Origin of the sequence: Marinomonas sp. THO17, from assembly GCF_040436405.1 — a bacterium.
Taxonomy (GTDB): Bacteria; Pseudomonadota; Gammaproteobacteria; order Pseudomonadales; family Marinomonadaceae; genus Marinomonas.
Window position 1 is genome coordinate 3,164,296 of record NZ_AP031575.1, and the last position, 25,387, is coordinate 3,189,682.

23 protein-coding genes and 1 tRNA gene are annotated in these 25,387 nt (G+C 44.7%); 14 read left to right on the forward strand and 10 right to left on the reverse strand.

Going from position 1 to position 25,387, the window contains the following annotated elements; genetic code table 11:
• Positions 1-295 precede the first annotated feature (295 nt).
• The 4 genes from prpD to ABXS85_RS15000 form a co-directional block, all read right to left on the reverse strand.
• The gene (prpD, locus tag ABXS85_RS14985) at positions 296-1,780 is read right to left on the reverse strand and encodes a 2-methylcitrate dehydratase (RefSeq protein WP_353667331.1); all 1,485 of its coding nucleotides are present in this window, start codon (positions 1,778-1,780) and stop codon (positions 296-298) included.
• A gap of 29 nt (positions 1,781-1,809) precedes the next feature.
• Positions 1,810-2,937, reverse strand: coding sequence for a 2-methylcitrate synthase (gene prpC / locus ABXS85_RS14990; RefSeq protein ID WP_353667332.1), 1,128 nt, complete (start codon positions 2,935-2,937; stop codon positions 1,810-1,812).
• 150 nt (positions 2,938-3,087) lie between these two features.
• Positions 3,088-3,966: a methylisocitrate lyase gene (gene prpB, locus ABXS85_RS14995; RefSeq protein WP_353667333.1), complete on the reverse strand. Its 879-nt coding sequence runs from the start codon at positions 3,964-3,966 to the stop codon at positions 3,088-3,090.
• A 13-nt stretch (positions 3,967-3,979) separates the two neighbouring features.
• Positions 3,980-4,675: a GntR family transcriptional regulator gene (locus tag ABXS85_RS15000; RefSeq protein ID WP_353667334.1), complete on the reverse strand. Its 696-nt coding sequence runs from the start codon at positions 4,673-4,675 to the stop codon at positions 3,980-3,982.
• 273 nt (positions 4,676-4,948) lie between these two features.
• Between ABXS85_RS15000 and ABXS85_RS15005 the strand changes: the two genes are divergently transcribed.
• Both ABXS85_RS15005 and ABXS85_RS15010 read left to right on the forward strand, forming a co-directional pair.
• Positions 4,949-5,209: a DUF5062 family protein gene (locus ABXS85_RS15005; protein ID WP_353667335.1), complete on the forward strand. Its 261-nt coding sequence runs from the start codon at positions 4,949-4,951 to the stop codon at positions 5,207-5,209.
• Between the two features lie 90 nt (positions 5,210-5,299).
• Positions 5,300-6,043 carry a DUF1826 domain-containing protein gene (locus ABXS85_RS15010; protein ID WP_353667336.1) on the forward strand — a complete coding sequence of 248 codons (744 nt, stop codon included), beginning with the start codon at positions 5,300-5,302 and terminating at the stop codon, positions 6,041-6,043.
• A 2-nt stretch (positions 6,044-6,045) separates the two neighbouring features.
• Here ABXS85_RS15010 and ABXS85_RS15015 read toward each other — a convergent pair whose 3' ends face one another.
• The 3 genes from ABXS85_RS15015 to ABXS85_RS15025 all read right to left on the reverse strand — a co-directional run bounded on the left by ABXS85_RS15015 (position 6,046) and on the right by ABXS85_RS15025 (position 7,722).
• On the reverse strand, positions 6,046-6,771 hold the full coding sequence (locus ABXS85_RS15015; protein WP_353667337.1) for an SDR family NAD(P)-dependent oxidoreductase: 726 nt from the start codon (positions 6,769-6,771) through the stop codon (positions 6,046-6,048).
• Positions 6,772-6,785: 14 nt separating this feature from the next.
• On the reverse strand, positions 6,786-7,181 hold the full coding sequence (locus ABXS85_RS15020; protein WP_353667338.1) for a DUF393 domain-containing protein: 396 nt from the start codon (positions 7,179-7,181) through the stop codon (positions 6,786-6,788).
• 94 nt (positions 7,182-7,275) lie between these two features.
• Entirely contained in the window at positions 7,276-7,722 is a 447-nt protein-coding gene (locus ABXS85_RS15025; RefSeq protein WP_353667339.1) for a DUF3429 domain-containing protein, read from the reverse strand.
• A gap of 240 nt (positions 7,723-7,962) precedes the next feature.
• On the opposite strand from ABXS85_RS15025, the gene ABXS85_RS15030 reads away from it, so the two are divergent.
• Positions 7,963-9,339 carry a glycine--tRNA ligase gene (locus tag ABXS85_RS15030; protein WP_353667340.1) on the forward strand — a complete coding sequence of 459 codons (1,377 nt, stop codon included), beginning with the start codon at positions 7,963-7,965 and terminating at the stop codon, positions 9,337-9,339.
• A gap of 81 nt (positions 9,340-9,420) precedes the next feature.
• On the opposite strand, the gene ABXS85_RS15035 is transcribed toward ABXS85_RS15030, so the two are convergent.
• Together ABXS85_RS15035 and ABXS85_RS15040 are read right to left on the reverse strand one after the other, a co-directional pair.
• Positions 9,421-9,879 (reverse strand): DUF2867 domain-containing protein, encoded by a 459-nt coding sequence (locus ABXS85_RS15035; RefSeq protein ID WP_353667341.1) that lies wholly within the window; start codon positions 9,877-9,879, stop codon positions 9,421-9,423.
• A gap of 44 nt (positions 9,880-9,923) precedes the next feature.
• On the reverse strand, positions 9,924-10,199 hold the full coding sequence (locus ABXS85_RS15040) for a DUF1330 domain-containing protein (RefSeq protein ID WP_353667342.1): 276 nt from the start codon (positions 10,197-10,199) through the stop codon (positions 9,924-9,926).
• A gap of 86 nt (positions 10,200-10,285) precedes the next feature.
• Between ABXS85_RS15040 and ABXS85_RS15045 the strand changes: the two genes are divergently transcribed.
• The 3 genes from ABXS85_RS15045 to ABXS85_RS15055 all read left to right on the forward strand — a co-directional run bounded on the left by ABXS85_RS15045 (position 10,286) and on the right by ABXS85_RS15055 (position 12,546).
• Positions 10,286-11,212, forward strand: coding sequence for a LysR family transcriptional regulator (locus ABXS85_RS15045; RefSeq protein WP_353667343.1), 927 nt, complete (start codon positions 10,286-10,288; stop codon positions 11,210-11,212).
• A 247-nt stretch (positions 11,213-11,459) separates the two neighbouring features.
• Complete coding sequence (locus ABXS85_RS15050) at positions 11,460-11,990, forward strand: hypothetical protein (RefSeq protein ID WP_353667344.1); 531 nt, start codon at positions 11,460-11,462, stop codon at positions 11,988-11,990.
• An 88-nt stretch (positions 11,991-12,078) separates the two neighbouring features.
• Positions 12,079-12,546 (forward strand): GNAT family N-acetyltransferase, encoded by a 468-nt coding sequence (locus tag ABXS85_RS15055; protein ID WP_353667345.1) that lies wholly within the window; start codon positions 12,079-12,081, stop codon positions 12,544-12,546.
• A 27-nt stretch (positions 12,547-12,573) separates the two neighbouring features.
• Here ABXS85_RS15055 and ABXS85_RS15060 read toward each other — a convergent pair whose 3' ends face one another.
• Positions 12,574-13,110, reverse strand: coding sequence for a peroxiredoxin-like family protein (locus ABXS85_RS15060; RefSeq protein ID WP_353667346.1), 537 nt, complete (start codon positions 13,108-13,110; stop codon positions 12,574-12,576).
• A 116-nt stretch (positions 13,111-13,226) separates the two neighbouring features.
• Between ABXS85_RS15060 and ABXS85_RS15065 the strand changes: the two genes are divergently transcribed.
• The 8 genes from ABXS85_RS15065 (at position 13,227) to ABXS85_RS15100 (ending at position 25,381) form a co-directional block, all read left to right on the forward strand.
• Complete coding sequence (locus ABXS85_RS15065; RefSeq protein WP_353667347.1) at positions 13,227-14,060, forward strand: AraC family transcriptional regulator; 834 nt, start codon at positions 13,227-13,229, stop codon at positions 14,058-14,060.
• A 132-nt stretch (positions 14,061-14,192) separates the two neighbouring features.
• Positions 14,193-14,269, forward strand: a tRNA-Ile gene (locus ABXS85_RS15070).
• A 225-nt stretch (positions 14,270-14,494) separates the two neighbouring features.
• On the forward strand, positions 14,495-19,411 hold the full coding sequence (locus ABXS85_RS15075; protein ID WP_353667348.1) for a type ISP restriction/modification enzyme: 4,917 nt from the start codon (positions 14,495-14,497) through the stop codon (positions 19,409-19,411).
• Positions 19,412-19,559: 148 nt separating this feature from the next.
• Positions 19,560-20,792 carry a hypothetical protein gene (locus tag ABXS85_RS15080; RefSeq protein ID WP_353667349.1) on the forward strand — a complete coding sequence of 411 codons (1,233 nt, stop codon included), beginning with the start codon at positions 19,560-19,562 and terminating at the stop codon, positions 20,790-20,792.
• 654 nt (positions 20,793-21,446) lie between these two features.
• Positions 21,447-22,313, forward strand: a complete 867-nt coding sequence (locus ABXS85_RS15085; RefSeq protein ID WP_353667350.1) for a DUF3100 domain-containing protein — start codon at positions 21,447-21,449, stop codon at positions 22,311-22,313.
• Positions 22,306-22,791, forward strand: a complete 486-nt coding sequence (locus ABXS85_RS15090; RefSeq protein WP_353667351.1) for a hypothetical protein — start codon at positions 22,306-22,308, stop codon at positions 22,789-22,791. Before ABXS85_RS15085 ends, ABXS85_RS15090 begins: the two co-directional genes overlap by 8 nt.
• A 182-nt stretch (positions 22,792-22,973) precedes the next feature.
• Positions 22,974-23,864 carry an NAD(P)-dependent oxidoreductase gene (locus ABXS85_RS15095; RefSeq protein WP_353667352.1) on the forward strand — a complete coding sequence of 297 codons (891 nt, stop codon included), beginning with the start codon at positions 22,974-22,976 and terminating at the stop codon, positions 23,862-23,864.
• A gap of 2 nt (positions 23,865-23,866) precedes the next feature.
• Positions 23,867-25,381: an aldehyde dehydrogenase family protein gene (locus ABXS85_RS15100; protein ID WP_353667353.1), complete on the forward strand. Its 1,515-nt coding sequence runs from the start codon at positions 23,867-23,869 to the stop codon at positions 25,379-25,381.
• The last annotated feature ends 6 nt before the right edge of the window (positions 25,382-25,387 follow it).

The following is a 25,387-nucleotide window of genomic DNA, read 5'->3' on the forward strand; positions in this document are numbered from 1 at the left end:
ACTTACATTTCATGAATTAAAATCATTCTTAAAAAACTAAATCATTGTTCTGCAAGAAGATATTAATAATAATGAATATCATTAATATTTTTTGGCGAAGCTAATAATTAAGTGATTTTTCAGTAAATATTTCTTGTTAATATTGCACTGAGTAAGGTGATGAGTGAGTGTCTTGAAGCAAGGTTGAAGTAATGGCGATAATAAAAAAGAGAACAAACTTTGCTTGTTCTCTTTTTGGAGTTTGCACATCAACTTTTATGAGTATGCTGTGACTTGCTCTTGAAGCACAAGCACATCAAATGACAAATAAATCCATAAAACGATTCACCGCGGTATTTTCGAGTGCTTGTTGATCTTTGCACAGTGAAAAAATCTGCTGACAACGAGAACTTGGGAAGCGTGTTGCCAAGTTGTTTTGGAATTTTTGCTCCAACAAGGGAATGCCTTCTGCACGGCGGCGGCGATGACCAATAGGGTATTCCACCACTACTTCATCTGTACTTGAACCATCTTTAAAAAAGACCTGAATGGCGTTAGCGATAGAGCGCTTGTCGGCTTCTAAATATTCGGCACTAAAGCGAGTATCTTCGATAATCTCCATCTTGTCTCTTAGCTCATCAATGATTGGGTTAGCTTGGTGGAATTCGTCTTCATAGTGTTCTGCGATCAATTCGCCAAAGGCTAAAGGGACGGCGGCCATGTATTGCAAGCAGTGGTCGCGATCCGCAGCGTTGGCCAAAGGTCCAACCTTGGAAATAATACGAATGGCCGATTCATGGGTGCGAATGACGATTTTCTCTATATCGGCGAGCTTGTCTTTTACTTGCGGATGCAAGGTCACCGCGGCTTCGGCGGCGGTTTGAGCGTGAAATTCTGCGGGGAATGAAATCTTAAACAGAATGTTTTCCATCACATAGGCGTCATAGCCTTGTGGGAAGGAGAATTGTCTCTGCTCGATCGGTTTGATGGCTTGGTCTTTATTGGTTTTGCTGAAAGACACGTCATAAAACCCCCACTGTGGTGCGGTCAATACCCCCGGAATGCCCATTTCGCCTCGCATCGACATATCCGCTAAACGCACAGCACGCGAGGTGGCGTCACCTGCCGCCCAAGATTTGCGCGAGCCAGCATTCGGTGCATGGCGATAAGTGCGCAGGGCTGAGCCATCGACCCAAGCTTGAGAAATGGCAGCCATGATGTGTTCACGATCCCCGCCCATCATTTTGGTCACCACGGCACTGGATGCCACACGTACTAACAATACATGACACAGGCCCACTCGGTTAAAGGAGTTTTCCAGTGCCAGTACGCCCTGAATTTCGTGAGCCATTACCATGGCTTCGAGCACTTGACGCATGGTCAGAGGGGCTTCTCCCTGCGCGACTTTTTGTTGGGAGATAAAGTCGGCAACCGCTAATATTCCCCCTAGATTGTCCGAAGGGTGCCCCCATTCTGCTGCTAACCAAGTATCGTTATAGTCTAGCCAGCGAATAATGCAGCCAATGTCCCACGCCGCCTTCACAGGATCCAGTTGCAAAGAGGTGCCGGGAACCCGAGCACCATTTGGCACTACCGTTCCTTGAACAATGGGGCCGAGATGCTTGGTACACTCAGGAAAACGTAAGGCGAGTAAGCCACAGCCCAGGGTGTCCATTAGGCAGTTGCGCGCCGTATCCAGCGCTTCTTCGCTGGTGACTTGGTAATTCAATACATAATCCGCAATATCTTGGATAACTTGATCGTAATCGGGTCGGTTATTGACATCTACATTGGCACTCATAGGGTATCCTTATTGTTAAAATGAATTCTTTATTGACGATCTTCTAGCTCGATCCAGTCGGCATGATCTGGCCCTATGTAATCGGCACTAGGACGAATAATGCGGTTATTGGCCCTTTGCTCCATGACATGAGCAGCCCAGCCGGTGACACGGGAACAAACAAAAATCGGCGTGAACAGCTTGGTGGGGATTTGCATAAAGCGATACGCACTGGCGTGGAAGAAATCCGCATTGCAAAAGAGTTTTTTCTCCCGCCACATCACGGCTTCACAACGTTCAGAGACGGCGTAGAGATGGCTGTCGCCCACTGCCTCACTTAATTGTTTCGACCATTTTTTGATAATGTCATTACGTGGATCGCGCTCGCTATAAATAGCGTGACCAAAGCCCATGATCTTGTCTTTATTGGCCAGCATTTTTAACAAAGCCGCTTCCGCTTCCTCTGGGCTACGCCAGTTTTCAATCATGTCCATCGCCGCTTCATTGGCACCACCATGCAAGGGGCCTCGTAAGCTGCCAATGCCACCGGTAATACAAGAATGCATATCGGACATGGTGGAAGCGCAGACCCGCGCGGTAAAAGTGGAAGCATTGAACTCGTGCTCGGCATACAGAATTAGGGAAGCATTCATGACTTGGGTGTGAAGTGGCTCGGGCGTGTCATCGTGAAGCATGGTTAAGAAATGCCCCGCCAAAGACGGCTCATCTGGGTTATGGGTGTCGATACGCACACCCTGATGGGAAAAACGATACCAGTAGAGCACTATGGCGGGTAGGGTGGCGACCAGTCTGTCCGCCACATCCAATTGTTCTTGTTGATTTTTTTCGGGTTCGATGTTGCCCAAAAAAGAGCAGCCTGTGCGCATCACATCCATGGGGTGAGCGTCTTTGGGGATCAGTTCTAAACAAGCTTTGAGGGCGTCGGGTAACGGACGCAAGCGGGTGAGTTTGGCCTGATAATTTTCCAGTTCATGACGATTGGGTAACTTGCCATAGAGAAGTAAATACGCCACTTCTTCGAAACTGGCTTTGTCGGCCAGTACGTCTATGTCATAGCCTCGGTAAGTGAGCCCCGCGGCAGCTTTGCCGACGGTACAGAGTGCTGTTTCGCCTGCGCTTTGACCGCGTAAACCTGCGCCTGAAAGTACTTTTGCCATTGCCTATCTCCTTTTTTATTGTCACCACGCAGCACTTTAGAAATGCTCTGGAGTTAATTGAGAATCGTGTCTAGCGTTTTGTTGTATCGAAAAGTTATCTGTTTTTTATAAAATAGTTACTTGGTTGTTTTTTATTAAATAGTTACTTGGTTATTTTTCCGTAAACAGTTGATCCAGCTTATCTTCGTAAGCGTGATAATTTAAAAATTCATAAAGCTCGCTACGAGTTTGCATCTGCTCAACCACCTCTCGCTGGTGGCCATCTTGTAATAGATGTTGATAGACATTCAGCGCCGCTTTGTTCATGGCGCGAAAGGCACTCAAGGGATACAGCACCATGTCGACCCCAACACTGGCTAACTCTTCCTTGGAGAAGAGGGGGGTGGCACCAAATTCAGTGATATTGGCCAACACAGGTACCTTTACCGCACTAACAAAGGCTTGATATTGCTCCAGCGTCAGCATGGCTTCTGGGAAAATCATGTCAGCACCGGCTTCAACACAAGCAATGGCGCGTTCAATAGCGGATTCCATCCCTTCTACCGCCAAAGCATCAGTACGTGCCATGATGACGAATTGTTCGTCTTGCCTGGCGTCGACACAGGCTTTGATGCGATCGACCATTTCACTTTGACTGACAATGGCCTTATTCGGGCGGTGTCCACAACGCTTTTGTTGTACCTGATCTTCAATGTGCACGGCAGCCGCGCCGGCTTTTTCCATTTGTTGTATGGTGCGTGCAATGTTAAAAGCGCCGCCAAAGCCCGTGTCTATGTCCACCAGAAGTGGCAAATCGCATGCAGAGGTGATGCGTTTTACGTCTGTTAATACATCGTGTAAATCCGTCATGCCAAGGTCTGGTAGGCCATATGACGCATTGGCGACACCGCCACCGGAAAGGTAAATTGCTTGATGGCCAGTTTGTTGAGCCATCATGGCGCAGTAGGCATTAACTGTGCCTACGACTTGCAATGGGGCGTGATCGGCAACGGCTTGTCTGAATTTGGCTCCGGCTGAGAGTCGACTCATGGTGTCTTCCTTTTTATTGTTTACTTGGGCTGGCATGGGCTGATTGCTCCATGGCTTGTTGTAATAAACGGCAAGCTCGGCTGATGTGGCGACGCATTAAGAGTTCCGCCAAATCACCTTCTTGATTGGCAATCGCATCAAGAATGGCTTTGTGTTCACGCAATGCTTGGCGAGGATCATTACGTTGATCGGCTGTGTGGCGACGATACATACGAATCACAGCATACAGTTCGTGACTCAATAAGCGGATGAGTTTTTGGTTGCCACTGGCCTGAATAATGCGCAAATGAAAATCTTCGTTACCACCTTGTTGTGCATAATGCTCATCTTGATTGGCGTCTAAAAATGCCTGATGTTTATCGAGTAACTGATATAAGCTGGCGACTTCGGCTTCGTCCATGCGGCTGGCGGCCAATCTTGCTGCCATGCCTTCCAATGCTTCGCGCATGGTAAAAGTGTCTAGCATGTCGGCCAAATTCAATTCAATGACGCGAGCACCAACGTTAGCGGTACGAGTGACCAGCCCTAATCCTTCCAGTTTAACAATGGCTTCTCGAAGAGGGCCTCGGGAAATCCCATATTGCTTGGCAAGTTCCGGTTCAGAGATTTTACTGCCTTGTGGAATGTCACCAGTCACAATGGCATTGATCAGCTGTTGGGCAATGTCTTCTGACAGTGTGGCGGATTTTATCGGGATGATCTGGCTCATAATATTGGATTAATTGTTGACAATGTTAAGTGTTATAGACCTTAAAATGGCATTTATCAAGTTAAATTGTCGACAATTTTGGTTTTTCTTCTTGTTAATCATATTGTGCAAAGTCTGTCATAGTGGCTTCACAGCTCCGCTTTACTGTGTTTTTATGATGACGTTACTTTTATGACGCTACTTTTATGACGTTACTTTTATAACGTTACTTTTATAAAAAGAACCCTTTAATTGTCGACAAGCTTGCCAGCTAAGCAGAACAGGAGAAGCCAGATGAAAAAAATGAAAAATGAGGTGGCACTGAGTAAAAAAGCGATTCAAGTTGGCGAAAAATACGCTCTGCAGCGAGGTTATGCAGGTTTTTCTGCCACCATGTCTGCTAATGAAAAAGTCGAAGCCATTTATCGCTTGTTGGTGTTGGATAAACTCATTGTTGCCTTGCCGGCCGATAAAGAAGACTTACCCAATATGAAGCACAAATTGGCGTTGTGGATTCAAAAGCATCTGCCCAAAGACGACCCACTTTTAAAATAAGCTTTTGTGCTTTGCCCTGTACTTCTCTTTATTTAAGTTATGATATAACATTTCTTTTTCTGTGGGAGAAATTCAAAGGGGAGTTCATCCATGCCAGTGAGTGCGCCATTAAAGCAAGTCGAGTTATCCGCTGCCAACCATCTTGTTGCTTATCCGCTCAAAGAAGGGGGTGAAGAACAAGGAGAAGACTCGGTTTCGCTTTATTCTGAAGCGGTTTCGTTAAGCGTAGCGAAAGCTAGGCACAGAGAGATTTTAGGGGACATTTATCAGCCACAGATAGGCATGGCGATTTGGCAAAGACCCTTAGGTGACGCCTTTGACTATGCGCAAAGCATGATCACCGCAGCACCTCATTTCAGTTTTAAAGGACAGCAAACTCCACAGCTGGCCGCCAAATTGCTCGAGAAATTACTGCCACAAGCCAGAGGTAAGTCGGCTTTCATAGAAGATGTGACCTTATTGATGGAGATGTTTGCCTGTTTGTTTGATTTAGAAGACGTAGGTCTGCGTTTGGATGTGTTATCAAAAGCCATGTGTCCGCGTTTTCATGTGGATAAAATCCCCTGCCGTTTGATTACCACCTACGCAGGCGCTGGCAGTGAATGGTTGCATGAAGCCCATGTACAGCGCACGCGATTAGGGCGAGGTGGTGACGCCAAAGATCACAACTCTGGTTTGTTGCATCAAGGTCGTATTAACTGCCTAAAGGTAGGCGACGTCGCCTTGATGAAAGGTGATGATTGGCCTGCATCACAAGGGCGTGGCATGGTGCACAGATCGCCTGCTGCGAGCAGCGAGCAGTCGCGTCTGTTCCTCAGTTTGGACATGGTGTGATGCTACCAGTCAATCTCTTGATGATTCCAATCCCTATAAGACGCTTGATTGTCCATGGGGATTTGCTTCATTAAATCCAGCAACTGTTGGGCCACAAAGTGGGGGGTGAAAAGCTTGCCTTCGGGGACGGAGCGCTGGAAAGGTTGCGACAAAGGCGTGTCTGTGGTGCCAGGATGAAAGGCAATTAATTTGACGTTTTTTGCTCGTCTGGCGTATTCAATGGCGGAGGTTTGAATCAACATGTTAAGGGCAGCTTTGGAGGCGCGATAGCTGTACCAGCCGCCCATTTTGTTGTCAGAAATACTGCCTACTCGGGCACTAAAAATAGCCACTTGCGTTGCACTTGTGCCTTTCAGTACAGGCAAAAGGTATTTCAACCACAGCATAGGCGTGATGCTATTGGCTTGAAAGCTCGCTGCCAATTGGGCTGCATTAACGCTTTCTATTTTTCTCTCTGGCTGCATATTGTCGTTGTGCAGTAAGCCATTGCAAATGAAAACCTTATGAATCATTCCTTGTGATGCCTGTAAGGTCTGGCATAGCTCAGCAATGCTGTCTTGCTGATAGTCACAAGTGACAGAAATCACCTTGTCATTATTTGGCAGCCTAATGTTAGCGCGAGACACGGCAGTGATGGCACTGCAATCAGCGTCTTGCTGCAGCTTTTCTATGATAGCTTGAGCGATCGCACTGCTGGCCCCAATCACTAACGCTTGAAAAGTCGACATACTCGTCAGTCCTATTATTGCAGATCACACTTGTCTTTTTGGCAAGGCTCGCAGCGTGGCTGACCACTAACAAAGGCGGAAATAGGGTGGCGATAACGGGCGAAAAATAAATAGGCTTGGTCGGCAAAAAAGCGCACCACGGGCCACCTTAAAGCTTGCAGCCACCTATGCTTATTGACCAACTTCCAAGCAGTACAGGTCACATCTAGACCTTTGATAATGCGTCCATCCTCCAGTTGGCCATGTAATATTTTATCAGCGGCAACCGGGTCAATGTGGGGAAAGCGCTGTGGGAAATCGTCGGCGTGCAAATCTTCTAAAACGAGTTGATGCTTGGTATCGAATTTGGCCAAACTTTTCATCTCAGCGGCACACAAAGGACATTTGCCATCGTAAAAAATGGTTAGCATGGTTTTTCCCTGTTTATTTAGTAACAATCATTTCGTTGTACGTATTGGACAGGGGAAAGGATCAGTCCTTCAGCTGTTGGAAGGACTGGAAAAATCAATAGCTTGGATAGAAAACCAAAAGGTGTAATACACAAACAATCATGGTCAGTACAAATCTCAGGGTGAGATAAGGAGAAACTTCAGTATCTGCTTCGCGTGCAAATCTGGCTTCGCCCCAAAATGTGCTGATAAAGCCTAAAAAGAGTAGGGCAATGGACAACACTTGAATATCGAGGAGTAATGAAAACCATGCCGCGACAGCCACCACATTGCTGGAAATAAGTAGGTACTTACTGACTAGGCTAGACTCTTTATGAATGAATTGTCCCCATAGGGTCCCAGACAAAAAGCTCAAAATAATCGCGCCATAAGTAATAAAGAGATATAAACCAGAACGATCAAATAGTGTTGTGTCGGTCCAGCTTAGATAGGTGGCAAATACAAATGGAATTAAACCCATTGCACCCAATATCATGGTGTAGGGAGAAGCAGAAGCACGCATTGTTTTACAGCCTTATAAAATAAATGTGCAAATAAAGTGTATTTCTATACCATCGGGGACATAATTGCTAGCTATATGAGACATGCTTTCCTCTTATTTACATTCGCAGCTTCTGCTTTACGTTGCCATTGAGCGAAATACGGTCAAAGAGTACAATGTGCGGCGATTAACTATCTTTCTACATTTGGTGTAGGCCAAATGTCTCCAATTTAACCAATATTGCTTAAGGTGTGTTTAGAAATGCCAGCTAAAACGATGGATGAACTCGTCTCCCTTTGTAAACGTCGTGGATTTATTTTCCAAGGCAGTGAAATCTACGGTGGTATGCAGGGTGCTTACGATTACGGTCCGTTAGGTATTGAATTAAAAAACAACCTAAAAGCGGCTTGGTGGCGATCCATGGTTTACGAACGTGATGACGTAGAAGGCTTGGACGCGGCCATCATTCAAAACAAGCACGTCTACAAATACTCAGGTCATGAAGATACCTTTACCGACCCTATGGTGGATTGTCATGAGTGTAAATCACGTATGCGTGCCGACCACATGAAAGACATCAAAGTCTGTGATAACTGTGGGTCAACTGAGGTGACAGAACCCCGTGATTTCAATTTGATGTTTAAGACCAACGTTGGCCCAATGGTTAATGAAGAGTCTTACACTTACCTGCGTCCTGAAACTGCGCAAGGCATCTTCACCAACTTCAAAAACGTGGTGGATTCCACATCACGCAGTTTGCCATTTGGTATTGCACAAATTGGTAAGTCTTTCCGTAACGAAATCACACCACGCAACTTCATTTTCCGTGTGCGTGAATTTGAACAAATGGAGCTGGAATTCTTCTGTAAGCCAGGGGAAGACGAAAAATGGCACGAATTCTGGGTAGAAACCCGCAAACAATGGTGGTTAGACCAAGGTTTGTCTGAAGACAACATCCAGTTTGAATACGTTACAGGTGATGACCTAGCCCATTACTCCAAAGCCACTGTGGATATCTTGTACAAGTTTCCACACGGATTTGAAGAGTTGGAAGGGGTGGCAAACCGTACCGATTACGATTTGGGCTCACACACCAAAGCGCAAGAGGAATTTGGCTTGTCAGCGAGCGTGAAGAAAAACACCGACTCTACGGCTAAGTTGGCAATTCGTGATCTAGAAGCCAACAAGTGGGAGGTGCCTTTCTGTATCGAGCCTTCTGCTGGTTTGGATCGTGGTTTGTTAGCGGTTATGACCGAAGCCTACACAGAAGAAGCATTGGAAAACGGTTCGACACGTACTGTATTGAAATTCAAACCGCACCTTGCGCCTATTAAAGTAGCGATTTTGCCGTTGAAAAAGAACAAGCCTGAAATCGTTGCCTTAGCGAAAGAGCTGAAAAACAAACTACAGAAATTGGGTCTAGGCCGTATCCTTTACGAAAATACAGGTAACGTAGGTAAAGGCTATCGTCGTCATGATGAAGTGGGCACGCCAATTTGTGTGACGGTGGATTTTGATTCCATCGAACAAGAAGGTGCACCCGTTACAGTGCGTGACCGTGACACCATGGAGCAAGTGGTTGTACCGGCTGCTGATTTACCAGCTTATGTTGTAAATTACTTTATAAATCAGGACTAATTGGCTTTCAATTTAGTCTACTAAACGACACGAAAAAGCCGTTGTGAATGGTTTCACAACGGCTTTTTTTATATATAAGCATTAAAAACTTGCTTTATGAACGCGACGTAAGGCGTTGTGCACTATGAGATTATGAAAGGGCAGAATAGTCTTTAGATAGTATTTGCCCAGCTTGTTATGAGGGTGAACCCAAGTCGCCAAATAAATCCGCCCATCCAACGCCATAATAGACACTCTAAAGTTGAGGTGAGTGTCATTAAAGCCAGCAATCACCTCTTGAGCTGTGTCTAATTCCAACGGGAAGAAACCGACTTTATCAGCACTTTGTGGCCCCTCTTTTAAGAGGCCAAACGGGGCTGTCATCGCATTTCTTATTTTTACCAGCAAACGTGCCCAAGCTGGGAAGTTAGTAATGATCTCTGCCGCCCGACGAGGCGGCAAATCGGACTCAATCGCATAACAATCGATAAAATCCTCTTGTTTTACATAACGTCTAAGCTCGCTATCTATGGGTAAAGAATGTGTTGTGACCTGAGCCATACCCGCTCTCCTAAATGGCCCCCATTTTAGATGAGGTGACAGTGTTAGATTAGATGAAAGTTGCTGCTAATGCCTTTTTCTCGTAAGGGAATCAGAGCTTGATAAGCTGGGCTTTCATACCAAGCTTTTGCACTTTCTTTGTCTGGAAACTCAATAATGGCTTTCATGGGATGTAAGGCGTCACCGTGCAGCACCTCAATAGCACCTTTAGCAATGAAATGCCCATGGTATGGTGCGAAAGTATCTGCCGCTAATGCACTGTATTCACTCAGTTTCTCTTTGTCTAATGGGGTTAAATCAACAACAATGTAACTTGGCATATGGAATCTCCTTAATGTGTTGACACAGCTTAGGGTCGTAAAGGATATTAGACAATAACCATTAAATTAACGTGTTGTTAAATTATATGAACACAGTAAAGCTCGCACCCTTGTTACTGATTTTTGTTGAAGTGGCTAATAAACGCTCCTTCACGGCTGCTGCGAAAAAGCTAGGTATGAGTAAAGCCGCGATTAGTCAACAAATTAAACGCCTAGAGGAAGCGACAGGGCAACAACTTTTGATTCGCAATACCAGAGGCGTTGCGCTTACCGCAGTAGGTGAACATCTCTTGGCTCGCAGTGAGTTGTTGAGTGAACAACTGAGCATGACCTTGACGGAATTAAGCAGCGAGAAAGAGGAGCCCAGTGGACACTTCAAGGTTTCTGTACCACCTTTTTTTGAAAAAGGCATTGTTATTCCTGCGTTAAAACAATTGTGTATTGAATTTCCCAAACTCATCCCAGAAGTGGTGGTGACGGAAAAATGGCAAGATTTAATTGAACACGGCTTGGATGCGGCCATTTTTGGTGGTGACATTAAAGATTGTGATTATCGTGCTTTGTCCATAGGCGAAGTCTCGGAGGTGTTCTGTGCATCGCCGCGTTACTTGAAGCAATATGGTGAAGTCACTTCCCTAGACAACTTATCTGAGCACAAATACATTGCCACGGCTTGGCACCGCGAAAAGTTTCAAATTTTTGCCAATGACTACAGCAATGAACAGCGTATTAGCGTGCCACACAGTGCAAAAGTGAATACTCTTACGACAGCATTAGAAGTGGTATTGAACGACATGGGCGTGGCTTTATTGCCTGAGTTTCTTACCAATACTCATCTGCAAAAAGAAAATCTGATAAGAGTCTTGCCAAACCTTAGAGGTAGGCGATGGCACTTTTATTTCTTGCATCAATACAAGGGCGAAAAGCCTGTTCACCTTACTCGCTTTTACAAACTGTATCGCCATTATTTTAATAAAGGCATTAGGCCATTGGAAACTTCAGGATACGACTAGTGGTGCTTCCAGTTAGTGGTACTTCCAGTTAGTGGTGCTTCCAGTAGTCTTATTGCCAGCATGGCTTTAACGGCTTTAACGCGTCAAAAGGTCACTTAATTGTGTCTGTTTTAATCAATTCCAAAACATGTTTTCTTGTATGGTATGACATCAACTTGTTGATATATGTCATGAAACTGTCTTTTCGATCTGTTGAAATGACGTTATATTCTGTTATTAGGAAAAAGGAATAATGAAGGAGACTCAGATGAAGTTAGTGAAAAGTGCCTTTTTATTGTCGCTATTAATGGCTTTGACGGCCTGTGTATCTAAGATAGCTGTGCCCCCAGATATGCCAAAAGCCAGTTTTACTGTAACAGTCAACGGCTTTATGGAAGACAGCAGTCTTATGAACAATGAATACGTTCGTATCGATATGAGCAATGCGGACAAAACTTGGGAGGGCTATCATATCGTCAAGCCTGATCAGACTCGCTACGAGCTTGATATTCCCGCTGATCAAGCCTTAACCATGGTAGTAAATTTGATGCAAGGAGGCGGTAAAATTGAGCTTTTCGGAGGCGGCGGCAGCTTTTCAGCATCATGTGGCTTGATCATGCCGATACAGGTTTCACCCGGTGGTAAAGTGGATTTTGTCTTTAATCTTGAACATGAAAGCAATCCAGATAAGATTGCTGGTGCAGTCATCATCAGTGGTTGCGATGCCAAGTTGACCATTGACGATAACACGCCTCAAACATTGGTTGGGGAAGCGTCCTTCACACAACACACACCTTAAGTATGACACTAAAAAAACAGGCCCAGATTGGCCTGTTTTTTTGTGCGTTAGAAAAAGCCATAGAAGATCAAATGAGGGAGCCAGCGGTTTGACTCACATAGAAAAAATGACCACTAAGCATGTAGGTCGAGTCATTGACCTCAAGGTGCTACCAGAACAACAAAGGTTTGTGGGCAAAATGACGGATATCCTGTCTTTGGCCAATGCGCAAGTGCGTCCCTACATCATTTGTGATCAAGACGAGATTGTTGGCTTTTTCTTATTAGATACTGTGTTTAGTCAAACCCATGACTTTGCCGGTACTCATGACCTTGGTTTGAGAAAGTTCTTCATTGACCAAGCTTATCAAGGTAAAGGCTTTGCCAGTCAGGCTTTACAAGGCTTAGACGACTATCTTGTGACTGAATACAGCAGATATAAACGTCTCTTATTGACGGTGAACTGCCTCAATACAGCCGCCAAAGTATGCTATGAAAAAGCGGGTTTCAAAGACTCGCAAACTCTGTATGAAGGCGGTCCTTCAGGCCCTCAACACATCATGATCAAATCCCTTTGAGTAGCAGAGTCTTTCCTGTCTCACTAATTACACCAATTCACCGCGCGCTGGGTAATCTTTGCTGATGGCAAAATCAATGGCCCCTAAGACTTCTTTAAAGTTAGGACGCGCAAATGGCATGGTACTGATGTTGCTCCAATATAGGGTGCCATCTGGACGCAGCAGAAATAAGCCCGGCTCAGTAAACTCGGCTGGCTCCTCAATGCCGATACTGGTGAGCCCACGGCCAGCACTGCGGTGCAACCCCCAAGCCTGGGACTGTTCCACAGTTAGCCCATAACCGATAGCCAGCTTGTCAACTTCCCATTCTGTGGCAACTTGTTGCGCTCGTTCTTGAGTGTCTGAACTCAGTGCCAATACCCCTACACCTTTATTTTCAAAGTCTTCTAATAAACGACTGAGTTCACGCAAGTAATTCTTACAGATAGGACAATGTAGGCCACGGTACACCACTATCATGGTAAAACACTCTGGTGTTTGCTCGGCCAGACGCCATTTGCCTTGTAAGGTGTTAACGCTGAGTTCAGGAGTTGCTTGTCTTGGTTTTAAAACTTGTGGAGTCATAATGCATCCTCTTGTTAGTGGTAGAACAATGAAGACATGATAGAAGATTTGATGATACGATGGATGCTTTAAAATATCATAAATGTTGCAGATCGTATTTTTAATGGGTGATTGATATGGACAGATTGTCTTCCGTACTAAGTGCTTTTCGACCCAGAACAACGGCCGTAACCGGCCTATTTGCGCAAGCGTCAGCACAGCCGCTGGCGTTAAAATCCCCAGCCTGTTACTGGCTTTATGGGCTAGCAGGCGAGGTGATTCTCAAAGATCAGCAGGACAGACATTTGCGACTGCATCAAGGAGAGGGCGCTTGGTTAGCATCAGGTATACATTTTACCTTAACCACAGGTACGACTGAGCAAGCTTCACAGCTGTTGATTTGCGAATACGATTTTGCCAGTAAAGCGTTAAACCCTTTGCTGGATGCTGATCTGCCTTGGGTGAAAATCACCGAGAAAGAGGACATTGGCCAATCGCTGCGACCCCTTAATGGCATCTTAATAGAAGAATTTGTTCAAGCCAGATGTGGTTCACAAGTGGTGCTGGAACGCTTGGCGGAAGCCCTATTAGTGCAACTCTTGCGCCTCTTTATGCAGAATAACCGTATGCCTTCGGGATTATTGGCCGGCTTGAGTGATGCCAAACTGGCTCGCGCTATTGTCGCTATGCATGAGCAACCAGAGCAGCCTTGGCATCTGGACGATCTGGCCGCCTTGGCGGGCATGTCGCGTTCCAGTTTCAGTCGTGCCTTTCGCGACACCCTCGCCATGACGCCTATGGCCTACCTCACCTTATGGCGCATGCGAGTGGCGGCACAAAGACTCAAAAGTGGCGACAAAAACCTTGCCCTGCTCAGCGATGAATTGGGGTATCAGAGTGAAGCCGCGTTTCGACGCAGTTTTAAAAAAGTCATGGGCGTGCCACCGGGCGCCATCAGCAGAGCTTACTAATACTCGGTCACCACTCACCTACAATGCTTACCTGCAAGGCCCCTTGAACACTAATTGCGTGAATTGACTCGCAAAATTAACATTACGGCTTGGCATCCCCAGCGCTTGTCGCTATAATTCGTTCCGCTTTTCGGGCCTGTAGCTCAGTTGGTTAGAGCATCCGACTCATAATCGGCAGGTCCCCAGTTCAAGTCTGGGCAGGCCCACCATATAAAATAAGCCTCTAGAGAGTTAGTGAATGCTAATTTCTAGGGGCTTTTTTATTCTTTTGGTGTGTAAAAAACGAATGGCAAACCTTATGGCTTTAATGATATGCGTTGGCAATTCCTTTGCTAACAAGTCTTACTTCCGACTTTGAATTATACTAGTATGATTTCATTTTCTATTATTATATAAGCCTTTTTACCAGCACTTTTATACAACAGGATCCTTGTATGACACCTCTTCAAAATATACTGGAACGCTACCGTTCTGTTTCCCAATCTGAACGTGAAAAAGGGACTTACTTTGAAGAGCTGATTGTTACCTACCTAAAGCACGAAGCCACCTACAAAGAGTTATACAGCCATGTTTGGCTTTATGCTGACTGGGCAAAAGAGCAAGGCATTGATGGACGAGACATCGGCATTGATCTGGTTGCGAAAACTCAAGGAACCGACGAATATCATGCAATTCAGTGTAAATGCTACGCAACCGATTACCGTGTACAAAAGCGTGACATAGACAGCTTTTTTACCGCCTCAGGCAAGAAGCCCTTTGCTCGCCGTGTCATAGTGACGACCTCAAATAATTGGAGCGAACACGCTGACGATGCTCTACGTGACCAGCAACCACCTGTCACCAAAATAGACCTAAATGACTTAGAAAATAGCCAAATAGATTGGTCTTTGTACCAGCCAAACCAAACACCGGTATTAAAGACAAAAAAATCCCTTAGAGATCACCAAATCAGAGCCCTTAATGCCGTGGAAAAAGGCCTACTGACTGCTGAGCGTGGCAAGCTCATAATGGCTTGTGGTACAGGCAAAACCTTCACCAGCTTAAAAATAGCCGAACAATTGGTTGGCAAAGGCAAACGTGTATTGTTCCTTGTGCCAAGCTTGTCACTATTATCGCAAACTCTGACGGAATGGACACAAGAAAGCCAAACACCCCTACATAGCTTTGCCGTCTGTTCGGACAGCGAAGTAGGGAAAAAACGTAAGAAAGACGATGATGCTGTTAATACTTACGCTCATGAACTGCGTTTCCCTGCCACCACCAACCACGAAAGCCTCGCTAAAGCGATGGAAAAACGCCACGACGAACAACACATGAGCGTGGTGTTTTCCACTTATCATTCCATTGATGTGATTAACAAAGCGCAAACCCTGTCTGGCTTAGCCGACTTTGATTTGATCATTTGTGATGAAGCCCACCGTACCACGGGTGCTACCTTTGTAGGAGATGATGAAAGCAACTTTGTCAAAGTTCACGATCAAGACTTCATCAAATCCCAAAAGCGCCTTTATATGACGGCGACCCCACGCATTTATCACGACCTTGCCAAAGCCAAAGCCGAGCAAGAAGACGCCGTACTCTGCTCTATGGACGATCCCGCGCTTTATGGTAAAGAACTGTTTACCATCAACTTTTCCGAAGCCGTACAGCGAGGCTTGTTATGTGATTATAAAGTGATTGTATTGACCGTTTCACAAGATCACATTAGTTCACGCCTACAGAGCTTGCTAAAAGACGAAGATAACCAGCTTAAAGTCGATGATGCCGCAAAAATCATTGGCTGCTGGAAAGCTCTTAGCAAGCAAAATGAAGAGGAAAGTGACGACCTAGAGCCAATGCGTCGTGCGGTGGCCTTTTGTCAGGTGATTGAACCAGCCTCTACAAACTCTAAGAGTACAACCCATAAAGTCAGTTCGAAAAATATTGCAGACATGTTTGAAGACGTGGTGGAGGCTTATCAAGCGCAAGACGAAGCGCACCACACATTAAAATGCCAAGCCGAGCACGTAGACGGCAGCATGAACGCCAGCGAAAAAGAAGCCAAACTCAACTGGTTAAAAGAAGCATCGCCAGATAACACTTGTCGTATTTTGAGTAATGTTCGCTGCTTGTCAGAAGGCGTGGATGTGCCCGCCCTAGACGCCGTGCTCTTCCTAACCCCAAGAAACTCCCAAGTCGATGTAGTGCAGTCTGTTGGCCGAGTAATGCGTAACGCGCCGGGCAAAGAACGTGGCTACGTGATTTTACCTGTCGTGATACCCTCTGGCATGGAGCCTCATAAAGCCCTAGACGACAACAAAACCTACAAGGTGGTATGGGAAGTATTGCAAGCCTTGCGCTCCCACGATGATCGCTTTGACGCCATGATTAATAAATTAGATTTGATCGGCCAAGATCACAGCAAGATGGAAGTCATCGCCATCACGGATCAAATTAATAAAAAATCTGACGGCAAAAAAGACAACAAAAACACCGGCAAGGGTGAATACCGCATAGGGGAAAAAGTAGCCAGTTATGATGTTGAAGGCCAAATGACAGATCAGCATGGTCTGCAATTTGAAGTGGGTGAAATCGAAAAAGCTCTGTATGCCAAAGTGGTTAAAAAATGCGGCAATCGTAATTATTGGACAGAATGGGCGAAAGACATCAGCGACATCGCCACAAGGCACATCAGTCGCATTACCGCCATTGTTTCGGACACGAACAATACCAACGAAGTGGCCGCTTTTACGGCTTTTGCTGACGAACTAAGAGACGATCTAAACGACAGTATCACCAATGACGAAGTGATCGAAATGCTGGCGCAGCATCTTATCACCAAGCCCGTGTTTGATGCCCTGTTTAAAGAGCACAGCTTTGCCAATAACAACCCGGTTTCCCTTGCCATGCAGCAAGTGTTGGACTTGTTGCAAGAGCACAACATAGACAAAGAAGCCGATACCCTAGAAAAGTTCTACGCCAGTGTGAAAATGCGAGCCGAGGGCATAGACAACGCTCAAGGTAAGCAAAAAATTGTTGTCGAACTGTACGATAAATTTTTCCGCAATGCCTTCCCGAAAATGACCGAACGCCTAGGAATAGTCTACACCCCAGTGGAAGTAGTGGATTTCATCATCCATAGTATTGATGACTTGCTAAAACAAGAGTTCGGGCAAAGTCTTGGTAGCGAAGGTGTGCATATTATTGACCCCTTCACGGGCACAGGCACCTTTGTCACTCGCTTGCTACAAAGTGGCTTGATTAGCAAAGAGCAACTGCCCCACAAATACCAGCATGAGATTCACGCCAACGAACTGGTGTTATTGGCCTACTACATTGCCGCCGTCAACATAGAAGCGGTGTATCACAGTTTAGTAGGTGGCGAATACCAGCCTTTTGAAGGCATTTGCTTAACCGACACCTTCCAACTCTATGAAAAAGACGACTTGGTAAGTGAATTATTGGCCGACAACAGCGACCGCCGTAACCGTCAAAAGAACCTTGATATTCGTGTGATCATGGGCAACCCGCCGTATTCGGCAGGTCAAACGAACGCCAATGACAACAACGCTAACATCGCCTACAAAGGGCTGGATAACCGTATTCGTGATACCTACGCCGCCCATTCCAGCGCCACCAATAAAAACGCCCTGTATGATTCCTACATTCGCGCCATTCGCTGGGCAAGCGATCGAGTAGGCAACAGCGGTATTATTGGCTTTGTTACCAATGCAGGCTTTTTAGAAGCCAATACAGCCGGCGGTTTACGAAAGTGCTTAGCCGAGGAGTTCTCTTCTATTTATGTGTTCCATTTGCGTGGTAATGCCAGAACATCGGGAGAAATACGTCGAAAAGAAAAAGACAATGTATTTGGTCAAGGCACTCGCACACCAATCGCCATGACTTTTTTGGTGAAAAATCCCGCCGCGATGACGAATAGCAAAATCCATTGGCACGACATTGGCGATTACCTCACTCAACAGCAAAAACTCGATAAAATTGCCGACTTCGCCAGCCTGAAAGGCATTACACAAGCCAATGCCTGGTCAGAATTGATACCAGATGAACATCATGATTGGGTTGGTCAGCGGGATGATAGCTTTGAAAACTTTATTAAAATTGGTGATAAGTCTTCTAGTCAGGATAAAAAGTCTATTTTTGAAAACTATTCTAGAGGTGTTGCTACTGCTAGGGATGCTTGGTGTTTTAATTCTTCCTATTTAAAACTACATGAGAACATGTATACATTGGTTAGCTTTTATAATTCTGAAGTGGAGCGATTAATTAAATATAATGATTTGAAAGAAAAAATTGATGATCTTATAAATTTCGATCCATCTAAAATAAGTTGGAATAGAGGTTTAAAAAATGATTTGATCAGAAAAAAAGAATTGCCTTTCAACAGATTTCTTATCTATAAATCATTATATAGGCCATTTACAGCTCAATGGCTTTACTTTGATAAGAACTTTAATGATATGACGTATCAAATGAAGAAGTTCTATCCGTTAGCAGAATCCGAAAACTTTATAATATATTTAAGTGGTTCAGGAAATGGAGGTAAAGCTTTTTCAGCAATGCTTTCTAAAGATGTCCCAGACCTAAATATGCAACATTCCGGTGGGCAAGGATTTCCACTTTACCTCTACGAAAAAGTTGAAGACGATACCATCGACTTTGGAGACAGTGGCGATTTGTTTGCCGCCAAACCAGAGGCAATAAGTGAAGACGGTTATACCCGTAAAGACGGCATTAGCGACGCAGGTTTAGCGCATTTCCAACAGGCGTACCCTAACGAGACTTTGAGTAAGGAAGACATTTTTTATTACGTGTATGGCTTGCTGCATTCACAGGATTACCGCGACCGATATGCGGACAATTTAAGTAAAGAACTGCCTCGTATTCCTTGTGTGAAAACCGCTAAAGATTTTTGGCATTTCAGCCAAGCAGGGCGCGACTTGGCCGAACTGCACATCAACTACGAAACCGTTACCCCTTACCCTGTCACCTTGGATTGCGGTAAACGCACCATCAAGCAATTGAGTAACGAGGATTTCCGCGTTACTAAAATGAAACTGGCTAAAAAAGGTGAAAAACACACCATCATCTACAACCACGCCATTACTGTGCGAGACATTCCAGTCGAAGCCTACGATTACGTGGTGAACGGCAAAGCCGCCATAGAATGGGTGATGGATCGCCAATGTGTAAAAACCGACAAAGCCAGCGGCATAGTGAACGACGCCAACGACTGGGCAATTGAAACTATGAACAACCCGAAATACCCACTGGAACTACTACAGCGCGTCATCACCGTCAGTTTAGAAACCATGAAAATAGTCAATAACTTACCCGCCTTAGACATAGATTAAAGAAGGAATAACACATGCTATTAGGGAAGATAGAAAAACTGTCTATACGTGAGCCGTTAGAAGCCTGTCTAACTGATTCACACACTACGTTATTTAACCTAGCGGAAGCGCCAGTCGCACAAACCTTATAACCAAGGAGGGTTTTGATTTGTCAAATACGAATGAGACCGCTCTTTATGTTTTGGGATTTACTGTACTTTTTTGCATGGTGCTGTCATATCTCACGTTTTTAAGATTTGAAAGTGAGAATATAAAAAAGGAAGGGCTGAATTTTACTTTAATTGGTGCTTTGTGTTTTATTTTTAGGCCATTAAGGTTTTTTTGGTCTTTTCTTAGAGAAACACTCTTTTTAATTGAGAATCTTTTCAGTGCTGAAGTGATCAAGAAAACGGCTAAAAACATAGCTTCTCCTATTTCATTATTTAAAATTTTGATTTTTCCTTTTAAATTTATAGGTGTGTTTTTTTGGAGGGTGATTTTTATTTTACCCTTTGAATTTATAAATGTGGTGTTTTGGTGGGGGGTTTTGATTTTAAAAAAAATTATGTGCTATGAGTGGAGGTTGCCAATACATTGGAACTTTGGAAACCTTGTTTTAACTTTTTTTGTTTTAATTTTTTTTGTTTTATATGGTGGGTATTTTTGGTCTCTAATATATAAAGTTGATATCTTTCTTATCTTGTCATTGTTTTTTGTATTAACTTTTTTCTCTCTTGCTACTTTTGTTTTGCAGTATGTGTATAAAAAAATGAAATATATTTTTTATTTTTTCGTTTTTTTAAATGTCGTAACGATAACCTTATCCCCTTATTTTACATCTGATTTCTTTTCCTATTATTCTGATGTTTCACCAGAGAAAGTAACACGTTTGCTGTATTTTATTAATGTGGTTGCTTACGTTTTTTGTTTTTATTTACTTTTTTATGTTGTCTATTGTTTTTTTTTCATATGTCTTATTTTTTTGAAGTTTTACTTCTTTTTGTATGCAAGATTTGATTTTTTTGTTGAAAGGCCTAAGCCAAATCCCATTAGGGATTTGTGTACAGGTAATTGGTTTGTTGTGCTTATGATACTGTGCTTTCTGAGTGTTCCTTTTGCTGTTTTTGGTAAAATTTTGGGCAGTCCTAGTTATCGTTTTGAGCAAATCATGTCTGAATATATGTTTACCGACAATAATGGCCGTTGTCATGATTTGAATAGCAAGGATAAAATTTATTTTTATGAGCAAGGAAGGGTTCTGCAATACATTCCAAAAAAAGAGGATCAAGATGAAGAGGAATATAGAGTTAAATACATAGACTATCAATGTAAGAATAAATCCAAAAATGAATCAAACGAGAATAAGTTAAAAGAAAATCAGTTAAAAGAGACGACACAATAAAAGCTCTGCATCTTTGGAAATATTATCAGCAATATGCAGGATTAGATTCTTTTTTACCCTAGCACCTGCCAATAACCTGTTTTATCGCCTCCACACGGGCTAATTTTCCTGCTTACTGTCGTTTGTTAATTGCACACGTAATGGTGCTCACGTCTTTGTTTAATGCAGTGGCAAGTTGTTGGCGTGTCGTCTGGGGGTTGCTTTGCATTAATACGAGAATCGCCTTGGGCTTTTCAGTGCTGACAAGTTTACAGGAGCATTTTGTGTTTCCTTTTACTTTATAGGGCTTACTTGAAAAAGTTAATAAGACCATTTTGTTATATCAGTTATCCAAATAAACGATTTTGGGAATAATGATAAAACCGTAAGAGAAAGGTATTGAGCCAAAATGGATTGGTTTTTGCTTAATCCTAGTGCGTATTTTAGGTGTCATTTTGGCCTCGCGATGGGATTTGAGGAGAATCTCAGTGAGAAAGCAGTCACATTGTCCCTAATTGGTGCGAGTCACCCTGCATAGTGCGTGGGAGTCGGTATGGTTAGATTGACGGATACACAACACCTGTTGCCAAAAAGGCAACAAATCACACCTTAAAAGACAACTTTAAAAAGCGTTTTATGAAAGTGTCATCAAGTTGAAATAACTGGAGTCACAAAATGAACGCACAATCCCCAATATCATTATTATTAAACTGGAGATTGCACTTAATTGTTATTCTATTTTCCGTCATTGCGGAATGGATAGGCATTCAGAGCATCCCCATTGCGAACGCAAAACTCTTATTTTTACCCTTGTTCTATGTCTTTCTATTTTGTCTTTTGTTGAACCCAAATATCATTGGGGCGGCGGCTAAGGTCATCAGCAAGAAAAATGCCGCCATTGCGGCGCCCATTATTAGTATTGCCATCCTGCCTTTTATTGCTAAGTTCGGTACCTTGATCGGCCCTGCTATTCCCAAAATTATGGACGCTGGTGCCGCTATGATTCTGCAAGAGTTAGGTAATTTAGGCACCATGTTGATTGCCATGTCTATCGCGGTATTGGTCTTTAAAATGGGCCGTGAAGCCATAGGGGCCACTTATTCGATTGCCCGTGAGCCAAATATTGCTCTGATTTCAGACCGTTATGGGCTGAAAAGCAGTGAGGGTATTGGTGTGATGGGCGTATATGTCATGGGAACCTTGTTTGGCACCTTGTATTTTTCATTGCTTGCTGGGTTTCTGGCGTCAACCGGTTGGATGGATATTCGAGCCCTTGCAATGGCGTGCGGTGTTGGCAGTGGCAGTATGACGGCAGCTTGTTCAGGCAGTTTGGCCGCATCGGTTCCAGATATGAAAGAAGACATTCTTGCTTTTGCCGGGGCCAGTAACCTTTTGACGAATGCTACTGGGCTGTATGTGGCCATCTTTATTGCCTTACCCTTTGCTGAATGGTTCTACAAGAAACTGGCCAGTAAACAAACACACGCAGAAACCCATGTCACCAACCAGCCATCAGACGATGAGGTAAGTAAAAATGCTTGATCAAGCCGTTAATCATGATGCTAATAATCAGCCTGAAGAAGTGAAACTGAATTTATCAGAAAGTGCGATCACCTTGATAGTGGTTGCTATTGTCAGTCTCTTTGCCAACTGGGCGGGCACTGGCGTGAATCCGCTTCAGGCCTTGCCTGCGATGTTAATTTTGTACGCCATGATCTTTGTCGGGCTCTTGCTGACTAAGTATGTCCCCATCCGTTTTCCTGCGGTTGCATGGGTTTCTTTGCTCAGTGTTTTGTTGACCATTCCCCTTTCCCCTGTCTCTGGGGTGATTCTTAGTGAGCTAAAAGAGCTGAACTTTTTATCTATCGTGACGCCCGTTTTAGCCTATGCGGCGATGGCCATTTCGCAAATGGAAGTGGCTGTTTTTAAACGTTCAGGTATTAAAATTATCGTTATTTCGTTACTGGTGTTTACGGGCACTTATGTCGGTTCTGCCTTGGTCGCGAACCTGTTTCTATAGGTTATTAACCCTCAATCACAATCACAATCACACAGAACAGCAGGAATGCTGTTCTGTATTTCAGCGAAATTTTGTCCTTTTGTTGCTTTTACGGCAACAAAAAATCGCCTCTCTTGTCATGTTAAATATCGTCATAATGGCCATGATTAACACAGCAAAGATAAATCGGTAGGTATTGAACTATGCAAGATGCAATTGGTGTCATTGGGTTAGGGAATATGGGGCGCAATATGGCGGCGACCTTAGTAAAAAAAGCCTTTACTCTTTATGGTTTTGATTTGTCTGAAGAAGCACGTCAGTTAGCCTCAGAGCAAGGCATTGCGGTGGTAAAAGAGATTTCAGAGTTGGCTGAGAAGTGCTCTGTTATCATCTTATCTCTGCCCAAAGCGGAGCATGTTGAAGCGGTTTGTCTTGGCAAACAGGGACTGAAAGCCCTGCTTAAAGAAGGCAGCAAGGTTATTGATACCACCACTTCTGTGGCGGAAACCAGCCGTAAGGTAGCGAATGAGTTGCAATCCATCGGAGTGGAATTTGTTGATGCCCCTGTATCTGGCGGGCCAGCGGGGGCCGCAGCAGGAACCATGAGTATGGTGGTGGGTGGCAGTAAGGAGGCTTATGAAGCCTTGCTTCCTATCTTTGAGGCAATGACTCGGGTGCGCATTCACGTTGGTGAAGTGGGTGCGGGAAACATAGCTAAAATTGCCAATAATCTATTGGCAGCGGCACATCTGATTACCACGGCGGAAGCCGTTTCTATGGCAGAAAAAGCGGGACTGGATCCACAGCAAGCACTGCAAGCCATTAGTGCTGGTTCGGGCAGCAGTGCGGCGAGTCAGGTCATGTTTCCTAATTGGGTGATGAACAAGGCTTATAACTCAGGCTTTACTATGGCGTTAATGCGTAAAGACGTTGGTCTGGCGAAAGACTTAGCCGAATCCCTTGGATTAGATCTGCCTATGTTGCAAAAGACCGCAGAACTGTGGCGCGCGAGTGACGGTAAAGTAGGTGCTGCTGAGGATTTCTGTGCCATTGTTAAATGTACGGACCCAGAACTATTCGGTGAGGAAGGATAGCAATGAAAGAGCAATATAATGCCATCATCCGTCAATACTGGGACGATGTAAAAACGGTCAAAAACTTTGTCGGTGGTGAATTTGTTTCCGGTAAGGGGAGCAAGGTGGTTATTCACAGTGCGCACGATGAAAGTGAATTATTGAGTTATCCCGATGCCGATGCCAGCATTATTGACATGGCCGATAAGGCCGCACAACTGGCTCGTAAAGCATGGTGGGGTCTGACGGCACAGGCGCGTGGTCAGGTTATGTTTCGTATTGGTGCTAAGCTGCGCGACAATTTAGAAGATTTAGCGATTGTCGAAGCCTATTCTTCCAATAAGCCAATTCGTGATGCGAACGTGGAAGTGGCGAAAGTAGCAGAAATGTTCGAATACTATGCTGGCTGGACGGATAAATTGCACGGTGACGTGATTCCCGTGCCAACTTCGCACCTTAATTATGTGACGTATCAGCCTTTAGGGACTGTGTTGCAGATCACGCCGTGGAATGCACCTATCTTTACTTGTGGTTGGCAGCTAGCGCCGGCGATTGCGGCGGGCAATGCGGTTATTTTGAAACCTTCTGAGTTAACCCCTGTTTCTTCTATTCTGGTGGCAGCCTTGGCAGAGCAAGCGGGACTGCCGAAAGGTTTGATCAATGTGATTGCCGGTTATGGCCATACAGCGGGTCAAGCGGCGATTCAAAACGCGGACATTCGTAAAGTGGTGTTTGTTGGCTCGCCTGCCACGGGCAAGAAAATTGCCATGACTTCTGCTGAGCGTGGTATCCCATGTGTGTTGGAATTGGGGGGTAAATCGGCCAATATTGTCTTTGAAGACGCTGATCTTGATTTGGCGGTTCGCGGTGCCCAAGCGGCGATCTTTGCGGGAGCGGGGCAGAGTTGTGTGTCTGGCTCACGTTTGTTGGTGCAAGAGTCAATTTATAATGAATTTTGTACCGCAGTAGCGCAAGCGGCGAAACATTTTATCATTGGTGATCCCTTGTCTGTAGAGACGCAAGTTGGCCCCATTAACAACGCTAAGCAATACGCTCATGTGACCAAAATGCTTGATGTGGCGAAAGCAGAAGGGGCAAAAGTGGTGGATAATGGTTTACCCAGCGTTCCTGAAGGGACAGGTTTCTACGTCAATCCAACCCTGTTGAAAGGGCGAAATTCGATGGCCTGTGCGCAAGAAGAAATCTTTGGCCCTGTGGTGGTGGCGATTCCCTTTAAAGACGAGGATGACGCCATTGCGATTGCCAATGACAGTCGCTTTGGTTTGGCGGGGGCGGTCTGGACCAAAGATGTAGGTCGAGCGCACCGCATTGCCGACCAAGTAAAGGCGGGTACTTTCTGGATAAACAGTTATAAAACCATTAACGTAGCCTCTCCGTTCGGCGGCTTTGGTGACAGTGGTTATGGTCGCTCTTCTGGAATTGATGCACTTCGTGAATACAGTGAAGTAAAGAGTGTGTGGGTGGAGACAGCAAGAACACCCGCTATGAATTTTGGCTACGGTGCAAATTTAGGATAAACAGAC

Coding starts and splice junctions, on each gene's coding strand:
- prpD (WP_353667331.1), bottom strand. CDS start 1,780: ATGAGTGCCAATGTAGATGTCAATAACCGACCCGATTACGATCAAGTT.
- prpC (WP_353667332.1), bottom strand. CDS start 2,937: ATGGCAAAAGTACTTTCAGGCGCAGGTTTACGCGGTCAAAGCGCAGGC.
- prpB (WP_353667333.1), bottom strand. CDS start 3,966: ATGAGTCGACTCTCAGCCGGAGCCAAATTCAGACAAGCCGTTGCCGAT.
- ABXS85_RS15000 (WP_353667334.1), bottom strand. CDS start 4,675: ATGAGCCAGATCATCCCGATAAAATCCGCCACACTGTCAGAAGACATT.
- ABXS85_RS15005 (WP_353667335.1), top strand. CDS start 4,949: ATGAAAAAAATGAAAAATGAGGTGGCACTGAGTAAAAAAGCGATTCAA.
- ABXS85_RS15010 (WP_353667336.1), top strand. CDS start 5,300: ATGCCAGTGAGTGCGCCATTAAAGCAAGTCGAGTTATCCGCTGCCAAC.
- ABXS85_RS15015 (WP_353667337.1), bottom strand. CDS start 6,771: ATGTCGACTTTTCAAGCGTTAGTGATTGGGGCCAGCAGTGCGATCGCT.
- ABXS85_RS15020 (WP_353667338.1), bottom strand. CDS start 7,181: ATGCTAACCATTTTTTACGATGGCAAATGTCCTTTGTGTGCCGCTGAG.
- ABXS85_RS15025 (WP_353667339.1), bottom strand. CDS start 7,722: ATGCGTGCTTCTGCTTCTCCCTACACCATGATATTGGGTGCAATGGGT.
- ABXS85_RS15030 (WP_353667340.1), top strand. CDS start 7,963: ATGCCAGCTAAAACGATGGATGAACTCGTCTCCCTTTGTAAACGTCGT.
- ABXS85_RS15035 (WP_353667341.1), bottom strand. CDS start 9,879: ATGGCTCAGGTCACAACACATTCTTTACCCATAGATAGCGAGCTTAGA.
- ABXS85_RS15040 (WP_353667342.1), bottom strand. CDS start 10,199: ATGCCAAGTTACATTGTTGTTGATTTAACCCCATTAGACAAAGAGAAA.
- ABXS85_RS15045 (WP_353667343.1), top strand. CDS start 10,286: ATGAACACAGTAAAGCTCGCACCCTTGTTACTGATTTTTGTTGAAGTG.
- ABXS85_RS15050 (WP_353667344.1), top strand. CDS start 11,460: ATGAAGTTAGTGAAAAGTGCCTTTTTATTGTCGCTATTAATGGCTTTG.
- ABXS85_RS15060 (WP_353667346.1), bottom strand. CDS start 13,110: ATGACTCCACAAGTTTTAAAACCAAGACAAGCAACTCCTGAACTCAGC.
- ABXS85_RS15065 (WP_353667347.1), top strand. CDS start 13,227: ATGGACAGATTGTCTTCCGTACTAAGTGCTTTTCGACCCAGAACAACG.
- ABXS85_RS15075 (WP_353667348.1), top strand. CDS start 14,495: ATGACACCTCTTCAAAATATACTGGAACGCTACCGTTCTGTTTCCCAA.
- ABXS85_RS15085 (WP_353667350.1), top strand. CDS start 21,447: ATGAACGCACAATCCCCAATATCATTATTATTAAACTGGAGATTGCAC.
- ABXS85_RS15090 (WP_353667351.1), top strand. CDS start 22,306: ATGCTTGATCAAGCCGTTAATCATGATGCTAATAATCAGCCTGAAGAA.
- ABXS85_RS15095 (WP_353667352.1), top strand. CDS start 22,974: ATGCAAGATGCAATTGGTGTCATTGGGTTAGGGAATATGGGGCGCAAT.
- ABXS85_RS15100 (WP_353667353.1), top strand. CDS start 23,867: ATGAAAGAGCAATATAATGCCATCATCCGTCAATACTGGGACGATGTA.